21 protein-coding genes and 2 other annotated features (1 of these 23 cut by a window edge) are annotated in these 18516 nt (G+C 32.9%); of the genes, 1 reads left to right on the top strand and 20 read right to left on the bottom strand.

Translation table 11 applies throughout. The features are described from left to right. Nucleotides 1-74 precede the first annotated feature (74 nt). The 15 genes from secDF to HMPREF3154_RS05245 all read right to left on the bottom strand — a co-directional run bounded on the left by secDF (nucleotide 75) and on the right by HMPREF3154_RS05245 (nucleotide 12003). A complete protein-coding gene (gene secDF / locus HMPREF3154_RS05180) occupies nucleotides 75-2366 on the bottom strand; it encodes a protein translocase subunit SecDF (RefSeq protein ID WP_023350151.1) in 2292 nt (763 codons plus the stop codon). A 235-nt stretch (nucleotides 2367-2601) separates the two neighbouring features. Further along, complete coding sequence (gene yajC / locus HMPREF3154_RS05185) at nucleotides 2602-2865, bottom strand: preprotein translocase subunit YajC (RefSeq protein WP_002436110.1); 264 nt, start codon at nucleotides 2863-2865, stop codon at nucleotides 2602-2604. 15 nt (nucleotides 2866-2880) lie between these two features. After that, nucleotides 2881-4020 (bottom strand): tRNA guanosine(34) transglycosylase Tgt, encoded by a 1140-nt coding sequence (gene tgt / locus HMPREF3154_RS05190; RefSeq protein ID WP_002436105.1) that lies wholly within the window; start codon nucleotides 4018-4020, stop codon nucleotides 2881-2883. Nucleotides 4021-4042: 22 nt separating this feature from the next. Then, complete coding sequence (gene queA, locus HMPREF3154_RS05195) at nucleotides 4043-5068, bottom strand: tRNA preQ1(34) S-adenosylmethionine ribosyltransferase-isomerase QueA (RefSeq protein WP_002436078.1); 1026 nt, start codon at nucleotides 5066-5068, stop codon at nucleotides 4043-4045. A 1-nt stretch (nucleotide 5069) separates the two neighbouring features. Beyond that, nucleotides 5070-6074 (bottom strand): Holliday junction branch migration DNA helicase RuvB, encoded by a 1005-nt coding sequence (gene ruvB, locus HMPREF3154_RS05200; protein WP_023350149.1) that lies wholly within the window; start codon nucleotides 6072-6074, stop codon nucleotides 5070-5072. Nucleotides 6075-6107: 33 nt separating this feature from the next. Next, on the bottom strand, nucleotides 6108-6710 hold the full coding sequence (ruvA, locus tag HMPREF3154_RS05205) for a Holliday junction branch migration protein RuvA (protein WP_070474434.1): 603 nt from the start codon (nucleotides 6708-6710) through the stop codon (nucleotides 6108-6110). 13 nt (nucleotides 6711-6723) lie between these two features. Then, nucleotides 6724-7179, bottom strand: a complete 456-nt coding sequence (locus HMPREF3154_RS05210) for an ACT domain-containing protein (protein ID WP_002436060.1) — start codon at nucleotides 7177-7179, stop codon at nucleotides 6724-6726. 11 nt (nucleotides 7180-7190) lie between these two features. Beyond that, nucleotides 7191-8483 (bottom strand): GTPase ObgE, encoded by a 1293-nt coding sequence (gene obgE / locus HMPREF3154_RS05215; RefSeq protein WP_023350148.1) that lies wholly within the window; start codon nucleotides 8481-8483, stop codon nucleotides 7191-7193. Nucleotides 8484-8626: 143 nt separating this feature from the next. Further along, on the bottom strand, nucleotides 8627-8911 hold the full coding sequence (gene rpmA, locus HMPREF3154_RS05220; RefSeq protein WP_001830822.1) for a 50S ribosomal protein L27: 285 nt from the start codon (nucleotides 8909-8911) through the stop codon (nucleotides 8627-8629). An 11-nt stretch (nucleotides 8912-8922) separates the two neighbouring features. Further along, entirely contained in the window at nucleotides 8923-9243 is a 321-nt protein-coding gene (locus HMPREF3154_RS05225; protein WP_002436010.1) for a ribosomal-processing cysteine protease Prp, read from the bottom strand. 4 nt (nucleotides 9244-9247) lie between these two features. Then, nucleotides 9248-9556 carry a 50S ribosomal protein L21 gene (gene rplU / locus HMPREF3154_RS05230; protein WP_002436008.1) on the bottom strand — a complete coding sequence of 103 codons (309 nt, stop codon included), beginning with the start codon at nucleotides 9554-9556 and terminating at the stop codon, nucleotides 9248-9250. Nucleotides 9557-9568: 12 nt separating this feature from the next. After that, nucleotides 9569-9699, bottom strand: a sequence feature (ribosomal protein L21 leader region). Nucleotides 9700-9731: 32 nt separating this feature from the next. Further along, nucleotides 9732-10253, bottom strand: a complete 522-nt coding sequence (mreD, locus tag HMPREF3154_RS05235; protein WP_023350147.1) for a rod shape-determining protein MreD — start codon at nucleotides 10251-10253, stop codon at nucleotides 9732-9734. Further along, nucleotides 10253-11095: a rod shape-determining protein MreC gene (gene mreC, locus HMPREF3154_RS05240; protein ID WP_030064686.1), complete on the bottom strand. Its 843-nt coding sequence runs from the start codon at nucleotides 11093-11095 to the stop codon at nucleotides 10253-10255. The genes mreD and mreC overlap by 1 nt, the downstream gene beginning before the upstream one ends. Nucleotides 11096-11291: 196 nt before the next feature. Beyond that, the gene (locus tag HMPREF3154_RS11385) at nucleotides 11292-11432 is read right to left on the bottom strand and encodes a hypothetical protein (protein WP_002436055.1); all 141 of its coding nucleotides are present in this window, start codon (nucleotides 11430-11432) and stop codon (nucleotides 11292-11294) included. An 88-nt stretch (nucleotides 11433-11520) separates the two neighbouring features. Continuing rightward, nucleotides 11521-12003: a DUF4930 family protein gene (locus HMPREF3154_RS05245; protein WP_023350145.1), complete on the bottom strand. Its 483-nt coding sequence runs from the start codon at nucleotides 12001-12003 to the stop codon at nucleotides 11521-11523. Nucleotides 12004-12168: 165 nt separating this feature from the next. Between HMPREF3154_RS05245 and HMPREF3154_RS11250 the strand changes: the two genes are divergently transcribed. Then, nucleotides 12169-12348, top strand: coding sequence for a hypothetical protein (locus HMPREF3154_RS11250; protein WP_037560643.1), 180 nt, complete (start codon nucleotides 12169-12171; stop codon nucleotides 12346-12348). Nucleotides 12349-12418: 70 nt separating this feature from the next. Here the strand turns inward: HMPREF3154_RS11250 and HMPREF3154_RS05250 are convergent, their stop codons facing one another. From HMPREF3154_RS05250 to HMPREF3154_RS05265, 5 genes are all read right to left on the bottom strand, one after another. Further along, complete coding sequence (locus HMPREF3154_RS05250) at nucleotides 12419-12700, bottom strand: hypothetical protein (protein WP_023350143.1); 282 nt, start codon at nucleotides 12698-12700, stop codon at nucleotides 12419-12421. Between the two features lie 67 nt (nucleotides 12701-12767). Then, nucleotides 12768-13451: a RadC family protein gene (gene radC / locus HMPREF3154_RS05255; protein ID WP_023350142.1), complete on the bottom strand. Its 684-nt coding sequence runs from the start codon at nucleotides 13449-13451 to the stop codon at nucleotides 12768-12770. Further along, on the bottom strand, nucleotides 13448-14158 hold the full coding sequence (locus HMPREF3154_RS11255; RefSeq protein ID WP_030061504.1) for a prepilin peptidase: 711 nt from the start codon (nucleotides 14156-14158) through the stop codon (nucleotides 13448-13450). The genes radC and HMPREF3154_RS11255 overlap by 4 nt, the downstream gene beginning before the upstream one ends. Nucleotides 14159-14342: 184 nt before the next feature. Next, on the bottom strand, nucleotides 14343-15608 hold the full coding sequence (locus HMPREF3154_RS05260; RefSeq protein ID WP_030061502.1) for a bifunctional folylpolyglutamate synthase/dihydrofolate synthase: 1266 nt from the start codon (nucleotides 15606-15608) through the stop codon (nucleotides 14343-14345). A 10-nt stretch (nucleotides 15609-15618) separates the two neighbouring features. Beyond that, on the bottom strand, nucleotides 15619-18249 hold the full coding sequence (locus HMPREF3154_RS05265) for a valine--tRNA ligase (protein ID WP_023350139.1): 2631 nt from the start codon (nucleotides 18247-18249) through the stop codon (nucleotides 15619-15621). 40 nt (nucleotides 18250-18289) lie between these two features. Then, nucleotides 18290-18516, bottom strand: a binding site (T-box leader); it runs 21 nt beyond the window's last position.

An 18516-nucleotide genomic window follows, 5' to 3' on the forward strand; every position in this document is an offset into this window, starting at 1 on the left:
GTTGAGGATTAAATAATTTCAACAAAAAACTGTCAATTAAGCATTAAATACTTAATTGACAGTTAACTAATAGATTAAACTAAGATTTTTTCATCATTTGATTTTTTCTCTTTATAAACCGTTAATTTACTGTTTGGAGATTTCTTCAATTGACGTTTTTTCATGATACCCCAAAGCGGTACGGCGATAAATACAGAAGAGAATACTCCTGAGATTAAACCAATTAATAACGCTAATGAGAAGTTAAATATAGTTGGTGCACCAAAAATGAGTATAGCAACAACTACAACTACAACGGTTAAGACCGTATTAATTGAACGTGTCATTGTTTGTCTAATTGATCTATTAACAATATCGTCAATTTGCTCAGGTGACGTAACCACCTTAACCTTATGCAAGTTTTCTCGAACACGGTCGAAAGTAACAATTGTATCATTAATAGAATAACCTACAATTGTTAATACAGCTGCGATAAATGTTAAGTCAACTTCTAATCTAAATAAACTAAATACTGCTACGATTATGAATACGTCATGTAATAACGCAAGTACTGCAGATAAGCCCATTCGCCATTCAAATCGAAGTGATACATAAATAATAATACCTATTGAAGCTAGGATTAACGCTGTCATAGCATTTTTAGCGAGTTCTTGACCGATTAATGGTGATACTGAGTTAATTTGTGGTGTATCACCAAACTCTGATTTCATCTTATCACTTAGCTTGTTATCTTCTGCCCTTGTTAAATTTTTCTTGAATTGTACAGTAGCATTTTTATGACCGCTGCCATTAATTTGAACTTGGTCTGGCGATAAGCCGACATCTTTAACAGCTTTTTCGACTTTACCTTGAGTGAGTGATTGATTTGTCTCAATATCTGCTCTTGTACCAGAAGAGAAATCAATACCTAAATTAAGTTTAAAAATTGATAAAATAACTAAACCAACTATGACGATTAAAATACTTAACGCGATAAGCGGTTTTGCTAACTTAACGAAATTCCACTTTTCAAATGATGTTTTAAGGTCATGAACATCTTTACCTTCATTAATGTCATGGCGATCTTTTTTCTTAACTCCAAATAACCAATATTTTTTCTTAAAGAAGTTAGATGATACTAATAATGATAATAGTCCACGTGACAAGAAGACAGCTGTAACGAATATCATTAGAATACCTAATAGTAACATCGTCGCGAAACCTTTAACTGAGCTCTCACCGAAGAAGAACAGAACAGCTGCAGCAATAACAGTTGTTAAGTTTGAGTCAAAGATCGTTAGGAATGAACTTTTGTTTGCTTTAGAATATGCCTGCTTGAGCGTTCGACCTATTCTTAGTTCGTCTTTAATCCGCTCATACATAATAATGTTAGCATCAACAGCCATACCTACACCAAGCACAAGTGCGGCAAGTCCCGGTAAAGTTAACACACCAGAAATAAAGTTAAATGCAACTAATGTTAGGTAAATGTAAGTAGTCAATGCAATAATTGCTACTAAACCTGGTAATCTGTAGAAGCCAAGCATAAATAGATAAATTATTCCTACACCTATAAATGAAGCGAATATTGTTTTATCTAGAGCATCTTGACCAAATTGTGCGCCAACTGAATTAGAATAAATTTCTTTAAGATCTACAGGTAACGAACCGGCATTTAGTAATTCAGCGATTTGTTTAGCTTCTTTAACACCTTTTTTACCATTGAAACCACCGGAAATTTCGACGCTATCTGAATTAATTGGCTGATCTACGTTTGCGGCAGAAACATATTTAGGGTCTTTACCTTCTTGTTGCTTCTTAGCCTCTTTCTTGTAACTATCACCCTTTTTATAGTCCATCCAGACAACCATAACATTGTCACGTTTTTTTGAAATCTTTTCAGTAACCTTTTTGAATTTTTCTTTGCTTTTAACCTTAAATGTTACTGTTGGTTGATTAGTTTCTTGTTTAAATTCTTGTTTGGCTGAACCTTGTTTGATATCTGAACCAGACATTAAAACATGGTCTTGAGCGTCCCTAATTGTTAAATTCGCTTGCGTAGATAACAATTTACGTGCTTGAGCTTGGTCCTTAATACCAGCTAATTGAACACGTATACGGTTAGGATCTTCAATTTGAATTTTAGGTTCTGAAACACCTAGAACATTAACTCGGTTTTCGAGTGTTCTTGATGTTGCTTGAAGTGCTTTCTTGTCTATCTTTTCTCCTTTATCTAAAGGATTAACTTGATAAAGTACTTCGAAACCACCTTGTAAATCAAGTCCTAAATTAACATTTTTAACTACATTCTTATATGTAAGTCCCATTCCTGTAAAAAGAAGAGCCACAAGTAGTATGAATGCAATTAATCTACTAGTTTTCTTCACATGAACACCTCATTATTTACTTATGTATTTAGCATACTCGATGATTATTTTATCATGCAAGTTAAAATGATATTACGTTCACTTTAACGACCTATCTATATTAACATACTACACTCAATAGTGAAATTATTGGCTTAATTTAAAACTTTTAAACAAATTTAACATAATGATTTGTATATAAAAAAAGTGGAACTCCTTTTAAAGAGTCCCACTTTTAATTAAAACTGACCTCATATTATGAAGGGTCAACTTGTTTGATGGCTGGTTTCTCGAAAGTCATTTCCGTACCATGACCATTTACTGTAATGACAACTGTTGTTTCATCAACAGATTTAACAGTACCTTTAATACCGCCTATTGTAGTAACCTTTTGTCCTGATTCTACACGGCTAATCATTTCACGATGCTCTTTAGCACGTTTTTGTTGTGGTCTGATTAAAAAGAACCACATTAATACCAATAATAAAATTGGTAAAATCAATGATGTGAATTGGCCCATTGTTAAATTCTCCTTTTAAAAGTTCTTAGGGTTCTCTACATTTAATCCATACTGTTCAAAGAACGCATCTTTAAAGTCTAAAAGACGGTCTTCTCGAATGGCTTGTCTTATATCTTCCATTAATTTTAGCAGAAAATGTAAATTATGAATAGTAGTAAGACGGATACCAAAAGTTTCTTCCGCTTTGATTAAATGTCTAATATATGCTCTTGAATAATTACGACAAGTATAACAGTCACAATTATCATCTAATGGTCCAAGGTCATCTGCATATTTTGCATTTTTTATAACTACACGACCTTTTGAAGTCATACATGTACCATTTCGAGCGATTCTAGTAGGAAGCACGCAATCAAACATATCCATGCCTCTGATGCTACACTCTATTAATGCATCAGGTGAGCCTACCCCCATAAGATATCTAGGTTTATCTTTCGGCATAAATTGTTCGGTATGTTCAACCATGTCATACATAACTGGCTTCGGTTCTCCCACAGACAGACCTCCGATAGCATAACCAGGAAAATCAAGGTCAACAAGCTCTTTCGCACTTTGCTCACGTAAATCTTTGTATTCTCCACCTTGAATAATACCGAACAATGCTTGATCTTCGGGACGTTGATGCGCTTTTAAACATCTTTCTGCCCAGCGTGTGGTTCTTTCAATTGAGTTTTTAACATAATCGTATTCAGATGGCATGGGCGGACATTCATCAAACGCCATCATGATATCTGAACCTAAATCATTTTGTATTTGCATAGACTTTTCAGGGCTAAGGAAAAGTTTAGAACCATTAGTATGATGTCTAAATTCAACGCCCTCTTCAGTTATTTTACGCAAATTACTCAAACTGAAAACTTGAAATCCACCAGAGTCTGTTAAAATCGGACCATCCCAATTCATGAATTGATGTAGGCCCCCAGCATGCTTGATGATATCATTTCCAGGTTGTAGCCACAAATGATATGTGTTGCCCAAAATGATTTTTGCTTCAATATCTTTAAGTTCTTCAGGGCTCATCGTTTTAACTGTAGCTTTTGTTCCCACAGGCATAAACATCGGTGTCTCAAATGAACCATGTGGTGTATGTACAATACCTAATCTTGCCCCTGATTGTTTACATGTTTTAATATGCTCATAAGTTACCGCAGGCATACGTTAAACCTCACATTCTTCTTTAAATAATTAACATTGCATCTCCAAAACTGAAGAATCTGTACTCCATTTCTACCGCTTTATGATATGCATTTAAAATGTTTTCTCTAGTACTAAATGCTGAAACTAGCATTACTAATGTAGATTTAGGTAAATGAAAATTAGTAATTAATCCATCTATTGCTTTATATTCAAATCCAGGATAAATAAATATATCCGTCCAGCCACTTTTTTCAACAAATTGCTCGTGGTCTCTTCTAATAGTTTCTAAAGTACGTGTAGATGTTGTTCCCACCGAAATTATTCTTTTACCTTTGGCCTTTGTTTGATTAAGTAAATCAGCAGTTTCTTGAGTCATTTGATAATATTCGCTATGCATTTCGTGATCATCAATGTTATCAACGCTAACTGGTCTGAACGTGCCTAACCCTACATGCAATGTTATAAAAGCGATATTGACCCCTTTTTGCTTAATTTGATTTAATAAATCATCCGTAAAATGTAACCCTGCAGTTGGAGCTGCAGCAGAACCACTTTCTTTAGCGTATACAGTTTGATACCTATCTGGATCATCAAGACGTTCTTTAATGTATGGAGGTAAAGGCATCTCACCAAGCTCATCAAGGCGTTCTTGTAAAATACCATCATAGTGTAGACGCATAATACGTCCACCTTGTTCTAATTCTTTAATACATTCAGCAACAATTTTTCCGTCGCCAAATGATAAGCGATTACCCACCTTGATTCTTTTAGCAGGTTTTAGCAATACTTCCCAATCGTTTCCCTCAATTTGAGTAAGCATAAGCATTTCTACTTTAGCGCCAGTTTCCTCTTTTAAGCCAAATAGTCTTGCGGGCATCACTCGCGTATCATTTAAAACCAGTGTATCTCCAGGATTTAAATAATCAATGACATCTTTAAAATGGAGGTGAGTCATTTTACCAGTCTCTCTTTGAAGCACAAGCAAACGACTTTGGTCTCTATTTTTTAAAGGTGTTTGAGCTATTAAAGATTCTGGCAAATGATAGTCAAATTCTTCAATATTCAACTTACTCCCTCTTTTCATTCGTATTATTAAAATGCTCGTAAGCGAAAGGCGTCGCTTTTCGTCCACGTGGTGTTCGCTCTAAAAAGCCTTTTTGTATTAAAAATGGTTCATAAACATCTTCAATAGTAATGCGCTCTTCACCTATAGATACAGCAATTGTATCTAAACCAACAGGGCCACCATTATATTGATTGATAATACAGTTCATCATTTTATGATCTATATAATCTAAACCTTCTTTATCAACTTGAAGTAATTGTAATGCTCTTTTTGTTGTTTCAATATAAATTTGATCATCTTCATTGACTTGCTGAAAGTCTCTAACACGTTTCAATAAACGATTTGCTACTCTTGGTGTACCACGAGAACGTCGAGCTAATTCTAAAGCACTCTCTTCATCAATACCAGTACCAAGTACATCTGCAGTTCGAGTAATTATTTCTTTAAGATCATTTTCATTATAATACTCAAGTCTCAAGTGCACCCCAAATCTATCTCTTAACGGTCCTGTTAAACTACCTGCTCTGGTTGTAGCACCGACTAATGTAAATGGTGGTAAATCTATTCTAATACTACGTGCCTCGTCACCTTTACCAATAATAATATCTAAAAAGAAATCCTCCATTGCTGGATAGAGTACCTCTTCAACGACACTACTTAATCTATGAATTTCATCTATAAAGAGCACATCACCTGGCTGTAGTCCTGATAGAATTGCAGCTAAATCTCCAGGTCTTTCTAATGAAGGACCTGAGATTGTACGTATATTAACTTCCATTTCATTAGCTATAATATTTGAAAGTGTTGTTTTACCTAATCCTGGTGGCCCGAATAAAAGCACATGATCGAGAGGTTCTTCTCTTAAATTAGCAGCTTTAATAAACACTTCTAAATTACTTTTAATAGAGGTTTGACCAATATATTGTTTGAGTTTAGTAGGTCTCAATGATAATTCGAAATCCGAATCTTCATTATGAAATTGTTGATCGACCATTCTTTTATCCATATTCGTGCCTCCATAAGATACATACTCTATTTATTAAGAAACTAACGTTTGTAAGCCTAATTTTACAGCTTCGTCTACACTAGATACACTTTGCTTGTTTAACACTTTTTCAACCTTAGAAAGTTCACGTTTTGAGTATCCTAATGCTTCTAATGCTAACATAGCTTCTTTAACAACTTGACTTTGTTCATTATTATTAACATCGACTTGAAGCAATGATTCTGAATCTTCCTCACTAATGGTGACTTTACCTTTTAAATCTAATACGATTTGTCTGGCCGTTTTTTTACCAATGCCAGGGAACTGAGTTAGATAAGCATCATTTTCATTTTCAATTGCTCTTTTCACTTCATTTGGAGAACTAGCTGCTAAAATAGCTAAAGCTGACTTGGGACCAATTCCCGTAACTTTAATTAAACTATGAAACATATCTTTCTCTTCTTCACTAATGAATCCATACAACAATTGTGCATCTTCTCTAACAATCAAAGAAGTGAAAATTTGTACATCTTGATTTAAATATTTTTGAAAACGATAAGAATTAGGTGTTTGAATTTCATAACCTATTCCTGAAGTTTCAACCACTACATGAGTTGGAAATAATTGCGTTAATGTCCCTTTTACATAAGCATACATGTTGGCCCTCCCTTTACATACTCATACTAATTAACTCAACTTTTGAAACATGCTCTATTTCTCTAAGTGTATTGACTACATCATCAATTGAGAGATAGGATGATTGAGCGTTAAGTGATAAAGTAATCGTAGCTTTATCTTCCATAGGTACACTTTGATGTATCGTTAATACAGATAATTGAAGTCTTGAAATTGTATTTAATACTTGTGCTAACATTCCTACGATATCATTAACATATAAAATGAGTGTAAACTCCCTATGATCTAGCATCTTTTCATCTACAGGAAATATAGTTTCCCTATATTTATAAAAGGCGCTACGGGATAAGTTGAACTGTTTAACTGCATCATAAATGGACAATTCAGGATTGTTTTTTAAAGCATCTTTAACTTTCAAAGTTTTAACAACAGATTCAGGTAATACATCTTCTCTAATTAAATAAAACTTTCTATAGTCTTTATTGTCCATAGTCTACACTCCTATTCGACAAATTCAAATTCTCCACCTAGAATTCTAACGATATCTCCATTACTACATCCTCTTTCTCTTAACGCATCATCAATACCCATTGAACGCATTTGTCTTGCGAATCGACGAACGGCAGGATCACTATTGAAATCAGTCATTTTGAACATTCTTTCAATTGCATTACCACTTACTACATAAGCACCATCGTCGTCTCTTGTAATTGTAAATGCATCTTGGGAAGGCGTGTGTTTATATAAAACACGATTGACGCCTATATTTTCATCTTCTTCAACTGAGAAGTCAACATCTTTAACTTCTTCTAGTTTATCAGCAATGAGATACAACAATTGATCTATGTTATCTCGTGTGATAGTTGATACCGGAACAATTGTAATATCTTCGCCAACTTCTTCTTTAAAAAGTTCTAAATTATCTTTAGCGTCAGGAATGTCCATTTTATTAGCCACTACAATCTGTGGGCGATCTTCAAGTCGTTGCTTATAATTAACAAGTTCTTGATTGATGATTTTATAGTCTTCAATAGGATCTCTTCCTTCAGAACCACTCATATCTATCATGTGAACAATCACTTTAGTTCGTTCTACATGTCTTAAAAATTGATGACCTAGACCAACGCCATCTGAAGCACCTTCTATAAGACCAGGTAAATCAGCCATAACAAAACTTCTACTGTCTGGCGTAGAAACTACACCTAAGTTTGGCTTAATCGTAGTAAAATGATAAGCTCCAATTTTAGGTTTTGCTTTTGAAACAATAGATAGTAACGTAGATTTACCAACACTAGGGAAACCAACTAAACCGACATCCGCTAATAATTTAAGTTCTAAGGTTACATCTAGTTCCTCACCGGGCTCACCATTTTCGCTGAAATCAGGTGCTGGATTACGTGGAGTAGCAAAACGTGAGTTACCACGACCACCACGGCCCCCTCGTGCAACGATAGCTCTTTGACCGTCTTCAACTAAGTCGGCTAAAACCTCTTCAGTTTCTACACTTTTAATAATTGTACCTGGGGGTACTTTTAATACTAAATCTTCAGCATTTTTACCATGCATATTGCTACTTTGCCCATTTTCACCTTGTTTAGCTTTAAAGTGTCTTTGATATCTAAAGTCTAAAAGTGTTCTTAAACCTTCATCTACTTCAAATACAACTGAGGCACCTTTACCACCGTCACCTCCAGCTGGTCCACCAAAAGGTACATATTTTTCTCTTCGATAAGCAGTGATTCCGTTACCTCCATCACCTGCTTTGAGAGATATTTTGACTTGATCGACAAACATATATCTCACCTCTTTTACTCTGAATTTTTCATCCTTATAATTATATCATTATCCCTATTTATAGAAAAATTTTTAATGTGTATATCAATTTAAACAAAAATAAAACACCAGAAGCATTCACTTCTGGTGTTAACTAGACAAAATTATTCAGCAACTGCGTATACAGAAACTTGTTTTTTGTCGCGACCTTTGCGTTCAAATTTAACAACGCCGTCGATTTTAGCGAATAATGTATCATCGCCACCACGACCTACATTTTCACCAGGGTAGATTTTAGTACCACGTTGGCGATAAAGAATTGAACCACCTGATACATATTGACCGTCAGCACGTTTAGCACCTAAACGTTTAGATTCAGAGTCACGTCCGTTTTTAGTAGAACTTACCCCTTTTTTAGATGCGAAGAATTGTAAGTTTAATTTTAACATCGGGATACACCTCACTTATAATTTAATCTGATATTCTCATTATATTCTTCTTCAATTGTTTGTAAAGAAACTAACATCGCTTGAAGAATTAATTGTGCTTCTTTGTTATTAGTATCAACACTTCTTATATGAAAATGACCACCATCATCATCGTAATCGATGTCAGGCTTTTCTGATGTCAATCCCATAATTGCGTTCACACTACCAAATAAAACTGCTGAGGCACCAGCACAGACAATGTCATGACCATATTCACCATGATTCGCATGACCATCCATGATCACATCTGTGACTTTGCCTTCATCATCAACTGTAATATCAACAGTAATCATAAAATTATGCGTTAATTTTATCGATAGTTAATTTAGTAAATGGTTGACGATGGCCTTTTTTACGTTTTGAGTCTTTACGACGTCTGTAAGTGAATACAGTGATTTTTTTGCCGCGTCCTTGTTTGTTAACAGTAGCAGTAACTGAGGCACCTTCAACAGTTGGCGCACCAACTTTGACTGAATCTCCACCTACAAATAATACTTTATCAAAAGTGAATGAGTCACCTTCATTTACGTCTAATTTTTCAACGAAGATTTCTTGACCTTCTTCTACTTTGATTTGTTTTCCACCTGTTTCAATAATAGCAAACATACTTTGCACCTCCTATATAATAAGTCACGCCATATACAGGTGACACCTTCATGAGCTATACAATGAAGCTAGCTTGAATAGACAAACAAGATAATATATTTGCCTTCGTACTTAAACCTGTATTTGAGCGGTTGTATGTAGCCTGAAACTACTCAACTACTGCATCTTACCATCACTAAGCTTTACTGTCAATTGCGTTTTGCATTTTTCGCGTAAATTTTATGATGATAGGATATAAAATTAATAATAAGATAAAATTAATTATAAACGTTGGGATTAATCTGAATAAAATAAAATCAATAAAATCAAATTGAATAAAACCAATTACTGCATATATGGCTGCTACATAAATTTCAAGTATCACTGTACTTAACAACACGATGCTAAATAGCATTGTATGGTCTCGATAAAACACTTTAAAGAATTTATCTACAATCACAACTAATATAATGTAACCAAACATATATAAACCGTATATACTTCCAAAATATAAATCTGTAACTATCCCGAAAAAGATAGCAAGCACAATTGATACACCAAAACCTCTATATACAGTCATTATCAATATGTACATTAAAGTTAAATGAGGAACAAAGATAATGTCGATTTTACCGAAATGCAATGGAATAACTAATCCTATAGCCGTATCTATATAAAATAAAAGTACTCCAATTAGTAAATAATAAAGCGTTCGCATTAGTTATCCCTGCTTTCATCATCGGGAATCGTGCTCACATCACGTTTTGCAACATATACATGATTTAAGTCAGCTAAATCAGCACCAGTCTTAACTCTTACCTCTTTGGCAAGTCCGTATTGATCATTTTCAACATCTGTAACTTCACCTATGTAAAGATCACTTGGTAACTGGTCAGCTAAGCCACTGGTTACTACCTTATCTCCTTTTTTCACACTATCTTTGTTGTTAATATCACTAATCACTAATTCTTCGTTTTTAGCATCATAATGATCAATCAAACCAAAAACATTTTTAGAACCGTGTTGTACGTTAACTGAAAGTTTACCTGCTCTCGTATGAGTGGAAATCAAATCGACTTGAGCAGAAAATTGATTTACCTTTGTGACTCTACCAACTAAACCTTCAGAAGTCATAACCGCCATATTATTTTTAATGCCAGATTTAGAACCCTTGTCTATCACAATTGTATTCATCCACTGATCTGGGTTTCTAGCAATCACTGTTGTTGAAATAGGCTCATATTTTGATAAATCTTTAACGTCTAATTCTTTTTTAAACTTTTTATTTTCAGTTTCTAACTTTTGATTCTTTGCCTCAAGTTGTTTAATTTTATTTTTATCTTCTTTCGATCCACCATTATTGAAAATATTTCCAATAGCTCCAGTTACAAAATGAATAGGATAACTCACAACTCTTTGTCCTAAAGAAACTGAGTCTCCTACATATTGTTCAGGAGGTGATTGGTTTTGGGAACGAATGGATAAACCAATTAACGCTATAAAAACGATAATTGCACATAAAACAACAATGAGCTTGTTATTTTTGAAAAAATTAAGCACCCAGAACACCTCTATAAGACTAAATTTATTATCCTTTTATATTTTATATTACTCACTACATGAAATAAAGCACTAACTAATCTAAAAGGTAAATTTTATAATAAGTAATGTTAAACTTTTTAAAAACATTATGCCTAAATACATAAAAAAACTACTAACCTTATCGTTAGTAGTTTAATAAAATATGACTTTAAATTTATTTAGTTTCATCTTCGCTATCATTTTTATCTTTCTTTTCGTCTTCGCTATATAGTGTTTCTTCTTTTCTCCAACGAGCAAAAAGATTTTGTGCTTTTGCTTGTTCGTTAGCTTGTTTTTCTTTTGATTGTTCAGCCATTAGAAATCACACCAACCTTTAATGTATTTATCTATATATAAAGGTTAACTTATTTAAAAATACATTTCAAATTCATAGTTTACAGTTTTTACTTAAAAGCTTCTGATGGTTTTAACTCTATATGTTGTCCTAATTTATTTAGATCCTGTTGCATTTCAAACTCTGTGTTATATACTCTTATAGAATCTGAACCAAATTTATATATTATGAATTCGTCCCCTCTTTGGCCTGCTAAGTATTTATTATTATAGCCCATTCTACCTATACCAGATACTGACATAAATTCTTTCTTATCAATCATATTAAATACATTTTTAATTTGACTAGAAGGGACATTATTGATGATGTCGTTTTCTTTTAATGAATAACTTTTGCCGTTTTTTGGCTGAGCAGGTAGTCTGTTATTTGCCGGAGTATCATGCATATTTTGTTGAATATAATTAGTACTTTCATGTAAAGGATTCCATTCTTGATCTCTAAGGAAAGGGGCATACTTCAATGCTATATAAATAATAGCAATAATAGCTAGCACAGCAATAATATTCTTAACTATACTAAATATAAATCTCATATTCGCCCTCCTTATCATATTTAATTAAGTATATGTTAAATGTTTTTAGTTTACATCAGACTATAGGTGTAGAAATATTATATCTGTAGACGGATGCTAACATTCATTAAATGAATTATAATAAGCAATATAACATGCATACGTGATGAGGAGGGACAGCGTTTGATAAGTATCTTAACTATTATTTTGATAGTATTATTAGTCGTACTTCTCTTTAGAGTTGGTCTATCTATACTACGTTTCTTAATATCTGCAGGGATTGTTTTACTATGTATTTATTTGGCGTATCAAGGAGTAATTTGGCTATTAGATAACTATCAAAACTTGATATCTTATGTTAATTAATTTAAGAGTTAGCTATACATTGTGAGTGAAATTTTCAAAACCTCTTCAATGTTTTTTAGCTAACTTTTTATTATTTTTTAATTAATTTAGTTAACCAATTTATTAATATATAACTCCCCACTAGAAGTAATCCCCACAATACACCTGTTATTATAGCTCCAATGATTATAAAAATTAATTCATTCAATTGCTTTGTTACTATACTACCTAACAAAGATGCTGTAACTATACCTATAATCGATAAAATAATCGTTATGAAACCACGTCTAATAGTCATTATATTATCTAGGATATTAAGCCTTATTACGTAAATCACTGGCATGATTATACCTAAAATTAGAAATAAACTCATATAAAATATCTCCTTATTTTTTAATAAGAAAATTATACACTATGTGACTGATATAAACTAATTGATTTCAATGCTCCTCAAAATAGCCTGCTTCAACCAAACTTGTAAATTGATTATCTCCAATGATGATGTGATCAAGTACATCAATTCCTAAAATAGCACCACACTCTTTTAAACGTAAAGTCGTAGTAATGTCTTCTCTAGAGGGTGTTACATCACCTGAAGGATGGTTGTGAACAATAATGATAGCATTAGAGGATTCTCTAATTGCAATATTAAATACCTCACGTGGATGAATAATCGAACTATTAAGTGTTCCTTTAAAGATCCAAGATTGTTTTATAACGATATTTTTTGAATTAAGTAATAATACTACAAAATGTTCCTGATCTAAATCTTTCATAGAAGACATCATCAAATCAGCCACGTCACTCGGATGAGTAATTTTAACTTTATCTATCGTGCTTGATGCATTTAGCCTTTCTCCTAACTCAAAAGCTGCTTGCAATATAATTGCTTTATACAATCCAATTCCTTTTACTTTTAGTAAATCATTGATAGATAATTTTTTTAAATCTCTAATAGAATGATGACTTTTTATAAGTTCATTAGCAATATCTATGCTAGAGAAGCCTTTTCTACCAGTATTAATAAGTATTGCCAGCAATTCCACATTTGATAAGCTTTTTGCACCGTAATTCATAAGACGCTCTCTAGGTTTCTCGGAAATTGCCATTTCATTTATTTTCAATAATATGTTCCTCCTAATACAATATTTAAATCATTATAGAAAAGCGAAGTGAAAATGAAAGAGAGGAAGACAAAAGGAATTAATGGAATATATTTTAAATCTTTATTAATCAAAAGTTTTATAAAAATGGATATAAAACCGCCAAAAATAAAAGTAAACATACATAAATAAATAAGAAAATTTAAAGGTAAGAATAAAGACAGCATGTTAAAAATTACGATATCTCCGTAACCTATATATTTGCGTAGAATTAGATATAGCAATTGCGAAATTAAAAAAGTAATTATAAAAGTATGAAGATATAAATGTGAACAAAAGGAGGCTACTATAACATAGATTAAGGACAATCTTATGTCGATCGATAGATTGTTAATATCGTATATAGAGAAACTGAGTAAAAAAAGAAAAGTTAATAAGAAATGAGAGAAATTGATATTACCATGTGAAAAGTAATACAAAAATATTGGTATAAGCGCTAAAACTTCCCCTATCAAATAATATATTTGTAATTTCTTGTGACAACAGCGAGCGCGCCCTTTGAGTAATATGTAGCTCATAATCGGTAATAAGTCATAAGGCTTAACATTTTGATTACAATGATCACAAACGGATCTTGAAAGGAAATAATTAAATTTTAATGTACCCTTGTGACTAAATTGGTATAAAAAACTAAATATCACACTACATGAATAAGCCAGTAAAGCCATGTATCATCCTCCTTTAAAATAATTATAAGTAATTTCTTTTGAATGTAAATAGTTGCATAATTAGAGGAATTTTATCATTGGAGTACTTATTTATTGGCTATGTTTAATTTCCATATTTTAATGGCTTTCATATAAAAAAGAGTAAAACAAGTTAGTATAACTACTCATTTTACTCTTTCTTAATTTAGTTAAATTTAATTTTTGCTTTTATTTCGCTTATAAAATACAAACTACCCGTGATGATTAAACCTTCACCAGTGTAATTTTCAATAAACTGTACATAATCTTCTACAAGTTCTACATTATCTAAATTAGTTTCATCAGCAATTTCTTCTTTAGTTAAAGCTTTAGGAAAATCGAAATCCGCTAAATAAAACTGCGAGGCAATTTCACTTAAATTATGAATCATCGAATTAATTGGTTTGCCTTTAATTGCTGAGAAGAGTACATCAATTTTATCTCTACCATAGTAATGTTTAATAGTATCGATTAAAGCTTCTACACTTTCATTATTATGTGCACCATCGATAACCATAAGCGGCTGTTCTTTCACTTGTTCAATACGTCCAGTCCAATTTACAGATTCAATACCATCAATCATCTTATTAAAATCTAAATCAATAATATCCGCTTCATTAAGTTCAATAAGCGCCGTAATTGCTAAGGAAGCATTTTCTTTCTGATGTTCACCCATCATATTTAAAATGATAGTTTCTAGTTCATAATCTTTATATCGGTAAGTAAACTCATCATCTTGTGAAATGATTGTTACTTCTCTATCTAACTCAATTGGTTTAGCGTTTTGTTCTAAAGCATAGTCTCTCACATACTTAAGAGCTTCATCGTTTTTCACAGCATAGATAACTGGTGTATATGGTTTAATTATTGCTGATTTGTCTTTTGCTATATCTAGATAAGTTGACCCAAGAATATCAGTATGATCCAATCCAATACTAGTTAAAATTGATAAAATTGGTTTAAATACATTTGTTGAATCGTGTTTAATTCCTAAACCAGCTTCTATGATAACGAAATCAACTGGATGGATTTCACCGAAGTAAAGGAACATCATAGTAGTAATAATTTCGAACTCTGTTGCTCCACCAAGTTCTGTTTCATTTTCTAAAGCTTCACTAACTGGCTTAACACGCTCAACTAAATCTACAATTTCATCATTAGTAATTGGTGTGCCATTTAAACTAATGCGTTCATTAAAACTTTCTATAAACGGAGATGTAAAGGTTCCGACATCATAACCATTTTCAACCAAAGCAGTTCTTAGATATGCTACCGTAGACCCTTTACCATTGGTGCCGCCAACATGTATACCTCTAATTTTATCTTGAGGATTATTAAATTGTTCTAACATCCATTCCATACGTTTGACACCTGGTTTAATACCAAATTTCGATCTTTCATGTATCCAATACAAGCTGTCTAGGTAATTCATGATCATACTCCTATGCTTTTAATTGTTCGATTCGTGATTTAACACCATTATACTTCTCTTGATAATGTTGTTGTTTTTCTTTTTCTTCATTAATTATTTTCTCAGGTGCTTTATTTACAAAGTTTTCGTTTGATAATTTTTTGTCTACTCTATCTAATTCACTTTTAAGTTTATCTAGTTCTTTTTCTAAGCGAGCGATTTCTTTATCCATATCAATAAGTCCTTCAAGCGGTAACACAACTTTACCCGCTACAACTACTGATGTCATAGCTTTTTCAGGAATTTCAACTTCTGTATCAATAGTGAGTTCGCTTGGGTTACAGAATTTGTTTAAATAACTCGCATTATCTTTCAATGTTTGCTTAACGTTATCATCTTTAGTTTGAATTAAAATTGGTATTGATTTAGAAAGTGGCGTATTCACTTCAACTCTTGATTGACGAACAGATTTAATGATTTCAACAAGTTGCTGCATTGTTTGCTTACTTTCGTCAAACATATATTCAGAGTTAACAGTTGGCCAATCTGCGTTAACTATAGTTTCACCTTCATGAGGTAAACTTTGCCAGATTGTTTCTGTAACAAAAGGCATAAATGGATGTAACATCTTCATAATTTTATCAAGAACATAGCTTAACACTGAACGTGTAGTTTGTTTTTGAGCTTCATCATCACCATTCATTGGTATCTTACTCATTTCGATATACCAATCACAGAATTCGTCCCAAATAAAGTTATAAAGCGCACGCCCTACTTCACCAAACTCATATTTGTCACTTAAATCTGTTACGGTTTTAATTGTTTCATTTAGGCGAGTTAAAATCCATTTATCAGCCAGCGATAAGTTTCCAGATAAATTGATATCTTCTACTTTAAACTCTTCACCAATATTCATTAAACTAAAGCGCGCAGCGTTCCAAATTTTGTTTATAAAATTCCATACAGATTCAACTTTTTCAGTCGAATAGCGTAAGTCATGACCTGGTGATGAACCAGTAGCTAAGAAGTATCTCAAGCTATCTGCACCATATTCATCAATTACATCCATTGGGTCTACACCATTACCTAATGACTTACTCATTTTACGTCCATCTTCAGCTCTTACTAAACCGTGTAGTAAAACATCATTAAATGGTCTTCTATCTGTGAATTCTAATCCTTGGAATATCATTCTTGCTACCCAGAAGAAAATAATGTCATAACCTGTAACTAAAGCATTCGTTGGATAATAACGTTTAAAGTCTTCAGATTCAGTATCTGGCCAACCTAAAGTAGAAAATGGCCATAAAGCACTTGAGAACCAAGTATCTAATACATCTGCATCTTGCTCCCAATTGTCAATGTCATTTGGTGCTTCTTCCCCTACGTAGATTTCACCAGTTTCTTTATGATACCAAGCAGGAATCTGATGTCCCCACCATAATTGACGAGAAATAGTCCAATCTCTTATTTCTTCCATCCAACGATTAAATGTGTTTTCGAAACGACCTGGGAAGAAATCAATTCTGTCGTCTGTTTTTTGGTTATCTAGTGCTCTTTGAGCTAAAGGTTTCATTTTAACAAACCATTGTGTTGATAAATACGGTTCGACGATTGCACCTGTTCTTTCTGAGTGACCTACAGAATGCGTATGCTCTTCGATTTTAATAACTAAATCTTGATCTTTTAAATCTTGAACAAGTTGTTTACGACATTCGAAACGATCCATACCTTCATATTTACCAGATCTCTCATTCATTTTACCGTATTCATCCATTACGATGATATTTTCTAAATCATGTCTTTGCCCAATTTCAAAGTCGTTTGGATCATGCGCAGGTGTGACTTTCATTGCACCTGAACCAAATTCTATATCAACATATTCATCAGCTAAGATAGGCAATTCTCTACCAACAATTGGTAAAATTACTTTTTTACCAATAACATCTTTATAACGTTCATCGTTAGGGTTAACAACAATCGCTGTATCACCTAACATTGTCTCGGGACGGGTAGTCGCAATTTCAATATAACCTTCACCGTCTGCGTAAGGATATTTAAAGTGATAAAATGCACCTTGCACATCTTCATGAATAACTTCAATGTCAGATAAAGCCGTTCTAGCTTGAGGATCCCAGTTAATAATTCTTTCGCCTCTATAAATTATATCCTTGTTATATAAATCAACAAATACTTTTCTAACAGCTTTACTTAGACCTTCATCAAGAGTGAAACGCTCTCTACTATAATCCAATCCTAAGCCTAGTTTAGCCCATTGTTGTCTAATAAATGAAGCGTATTCCTCTTTCCAATCCCATGCTTGTTCTAGAAATTTTTCTCGACCTAATTCGTGTCTTGAAATACCTTGTTCATTTAATTTTGCTTCTACTTTCGCTTGTGTAGCTATCCCAGCATGATCCATACCTGGAAGATACAAAGTATCATATCCTTGCATTCTCTTCATACGAGTAATTATATCTTGTAACGTTGTGTCCCACGCATGTCCTAAATGTAATTTTCCCGTCACATTTGGCGGCGGAATAACAATAGTATATGTATCTTTCGATTTATCTTCTGATGGTTTAAAATAACCATTTTTTACCCATTCTTCATAACGACCAGCTTCTACTTCTCTTGGGTCGTATTTCGGTTTCATTTCCATGTAAAAACCTCCTAATAAAATAAAAAAACATCCACCCTAAAAATAGGACGGATGTTCCGTGGTACCACCTATATTCAAGAAAAATAAAGTCTTTTAACTTAAACATACTTTATTCTTCGAGCACTTAAGTATAAGATTAACGCTCTCACACGCTTTCACCTACTGAATATTTGTTCAGTGAAAGTTTCATTTTGGGCTACCTTCAATTAAAATCATCTACATATTCACACCAAACATATGCTCTCTTTGAAATGATTAGAATTTACT

The sequence above is a fragment of the Staphylococcus sp. HMSC06C11 genome, assembly GCF_001808345.1.
Taxonomy (GTDB): Bacteria; Bacillota; Bacilli; order Staphylococcales; family Staphylococcaceae; genus Staphylococcus; species Staphylococcus capitis.

Excerpts from the sequence above, each read along its gene's own strand:
- yajC (WP_002436110.1), bottom strand. The coding sequence starts at position 2,865 with ATGGGCCAATTCACATCATTGATTTTACCAATTTTATTATTGGTATTA.
- tgt (WP_002436105.1), bottom strand. The coding sequence starts at position 4,020 with ATGCCTGCGGTAACTTATGAGCATATTAAAACATGTAAACAATCAGGG.
- ruvB (WP_023350149.1), bottom strand. The coding sequence starts at position 6,074 with ATGGATAAAAGAATGGTCGATCAACAATTTCATAATGAAGATTCGGAT.
- ruvA (WP_070474434.1), bottom strand. The coding sequence starts at position 6,710 with ATGTATGCTTATGTAAAAGGGACATTAACGCAATTATTTCCAACTCAT.
- HMPREF3154_RS05210 (WP_002436060.1), bottom strand. The coding sequence starts at position 7,179 with ATGGACAATAAAGACTATAGAAAGTTTTATTTAATTAGAGAAGATGTA.
- obgE (WP_023350148.1), bottom strand. The coding sequence starts at position 8,483 with ATGTTTGTCGATCAAGTCAAAATATCTCTCAAAGCAGGTGATGGAGGT.
- rpmA (WP_001830822.1), bottom strand. The coding sequence starts at position 8,911 with ATGTTAAAATTAAACTTACAATTCTTCGCATCTAAAAAAGGGGTAAGT.
- HMPREF3154_RS05225 (WP_002436010.1), bottom strand. The coding sequence starts at position 9,243 with ATGATTACTGTTGATATTACAGTTGATGATGAAGGCAAAGTCACAGAT.
- rplU (WP_002436008.1), bottom strand. The coding sequence starts at position 9,556 with ATGTTTGCTATTATTGAAACAGGTGGAAAACAAATCAAAGTAGAAGAA.
- mreD (WP_023350147.1), bottom strand. The coding sequence starts at position 10,253 with ATGCGAACGCTTTATTATTTACTAATTGGAGTACTTTTATTTTATATA.
- HMPREF3154_RS11385 (WP_002436055.1), bottom strand. The coding sequence starts at position 11,432 with ATGGCTGAACAATCAAAAGAAAAACAAGCTAACGAACAAGCAAAAGCA.
- HMPREF3154_RS05245 (WP_023350145.1), bottom strand. The coding sequence starts at position 12,003 with ATGAGATTTATATTTAGTATAGTTAAGAATATTATTGCTGTGCTAGCT.
- HMPREF3154_RS05250 (WP_023350143.1), bottom strand. The coding sequence starts at position 12,700 with ATGAGTTTATTTCTAATTTTAGGTATAATCATGCCAGTGATTTACGTA.
- HMPREF3154_RS11255 (WP_030061504.1), bottom strand. The coding sequence starts at position 14,158 with ATGGCTTTACTGGCTTATTCATGTAGTGTGATATTTAGTTTTTTATAC.
- HMPREF3154_RS05260 (WP_030061502.1), bottom strand. The coding sequence starts at position 15,608 with ATGAATTACCTAGACAGCTTGTATTGGATACATGAAAGATCGAAATTT.
- HMPREF3154_RS05265 (WP_023350139.1), bottom strand. The coding sequence starts at position 18,249 with ATGGAAATGAAACCGAAATACGACCCAAGAGAAGTAGAAGCTGGTCGT.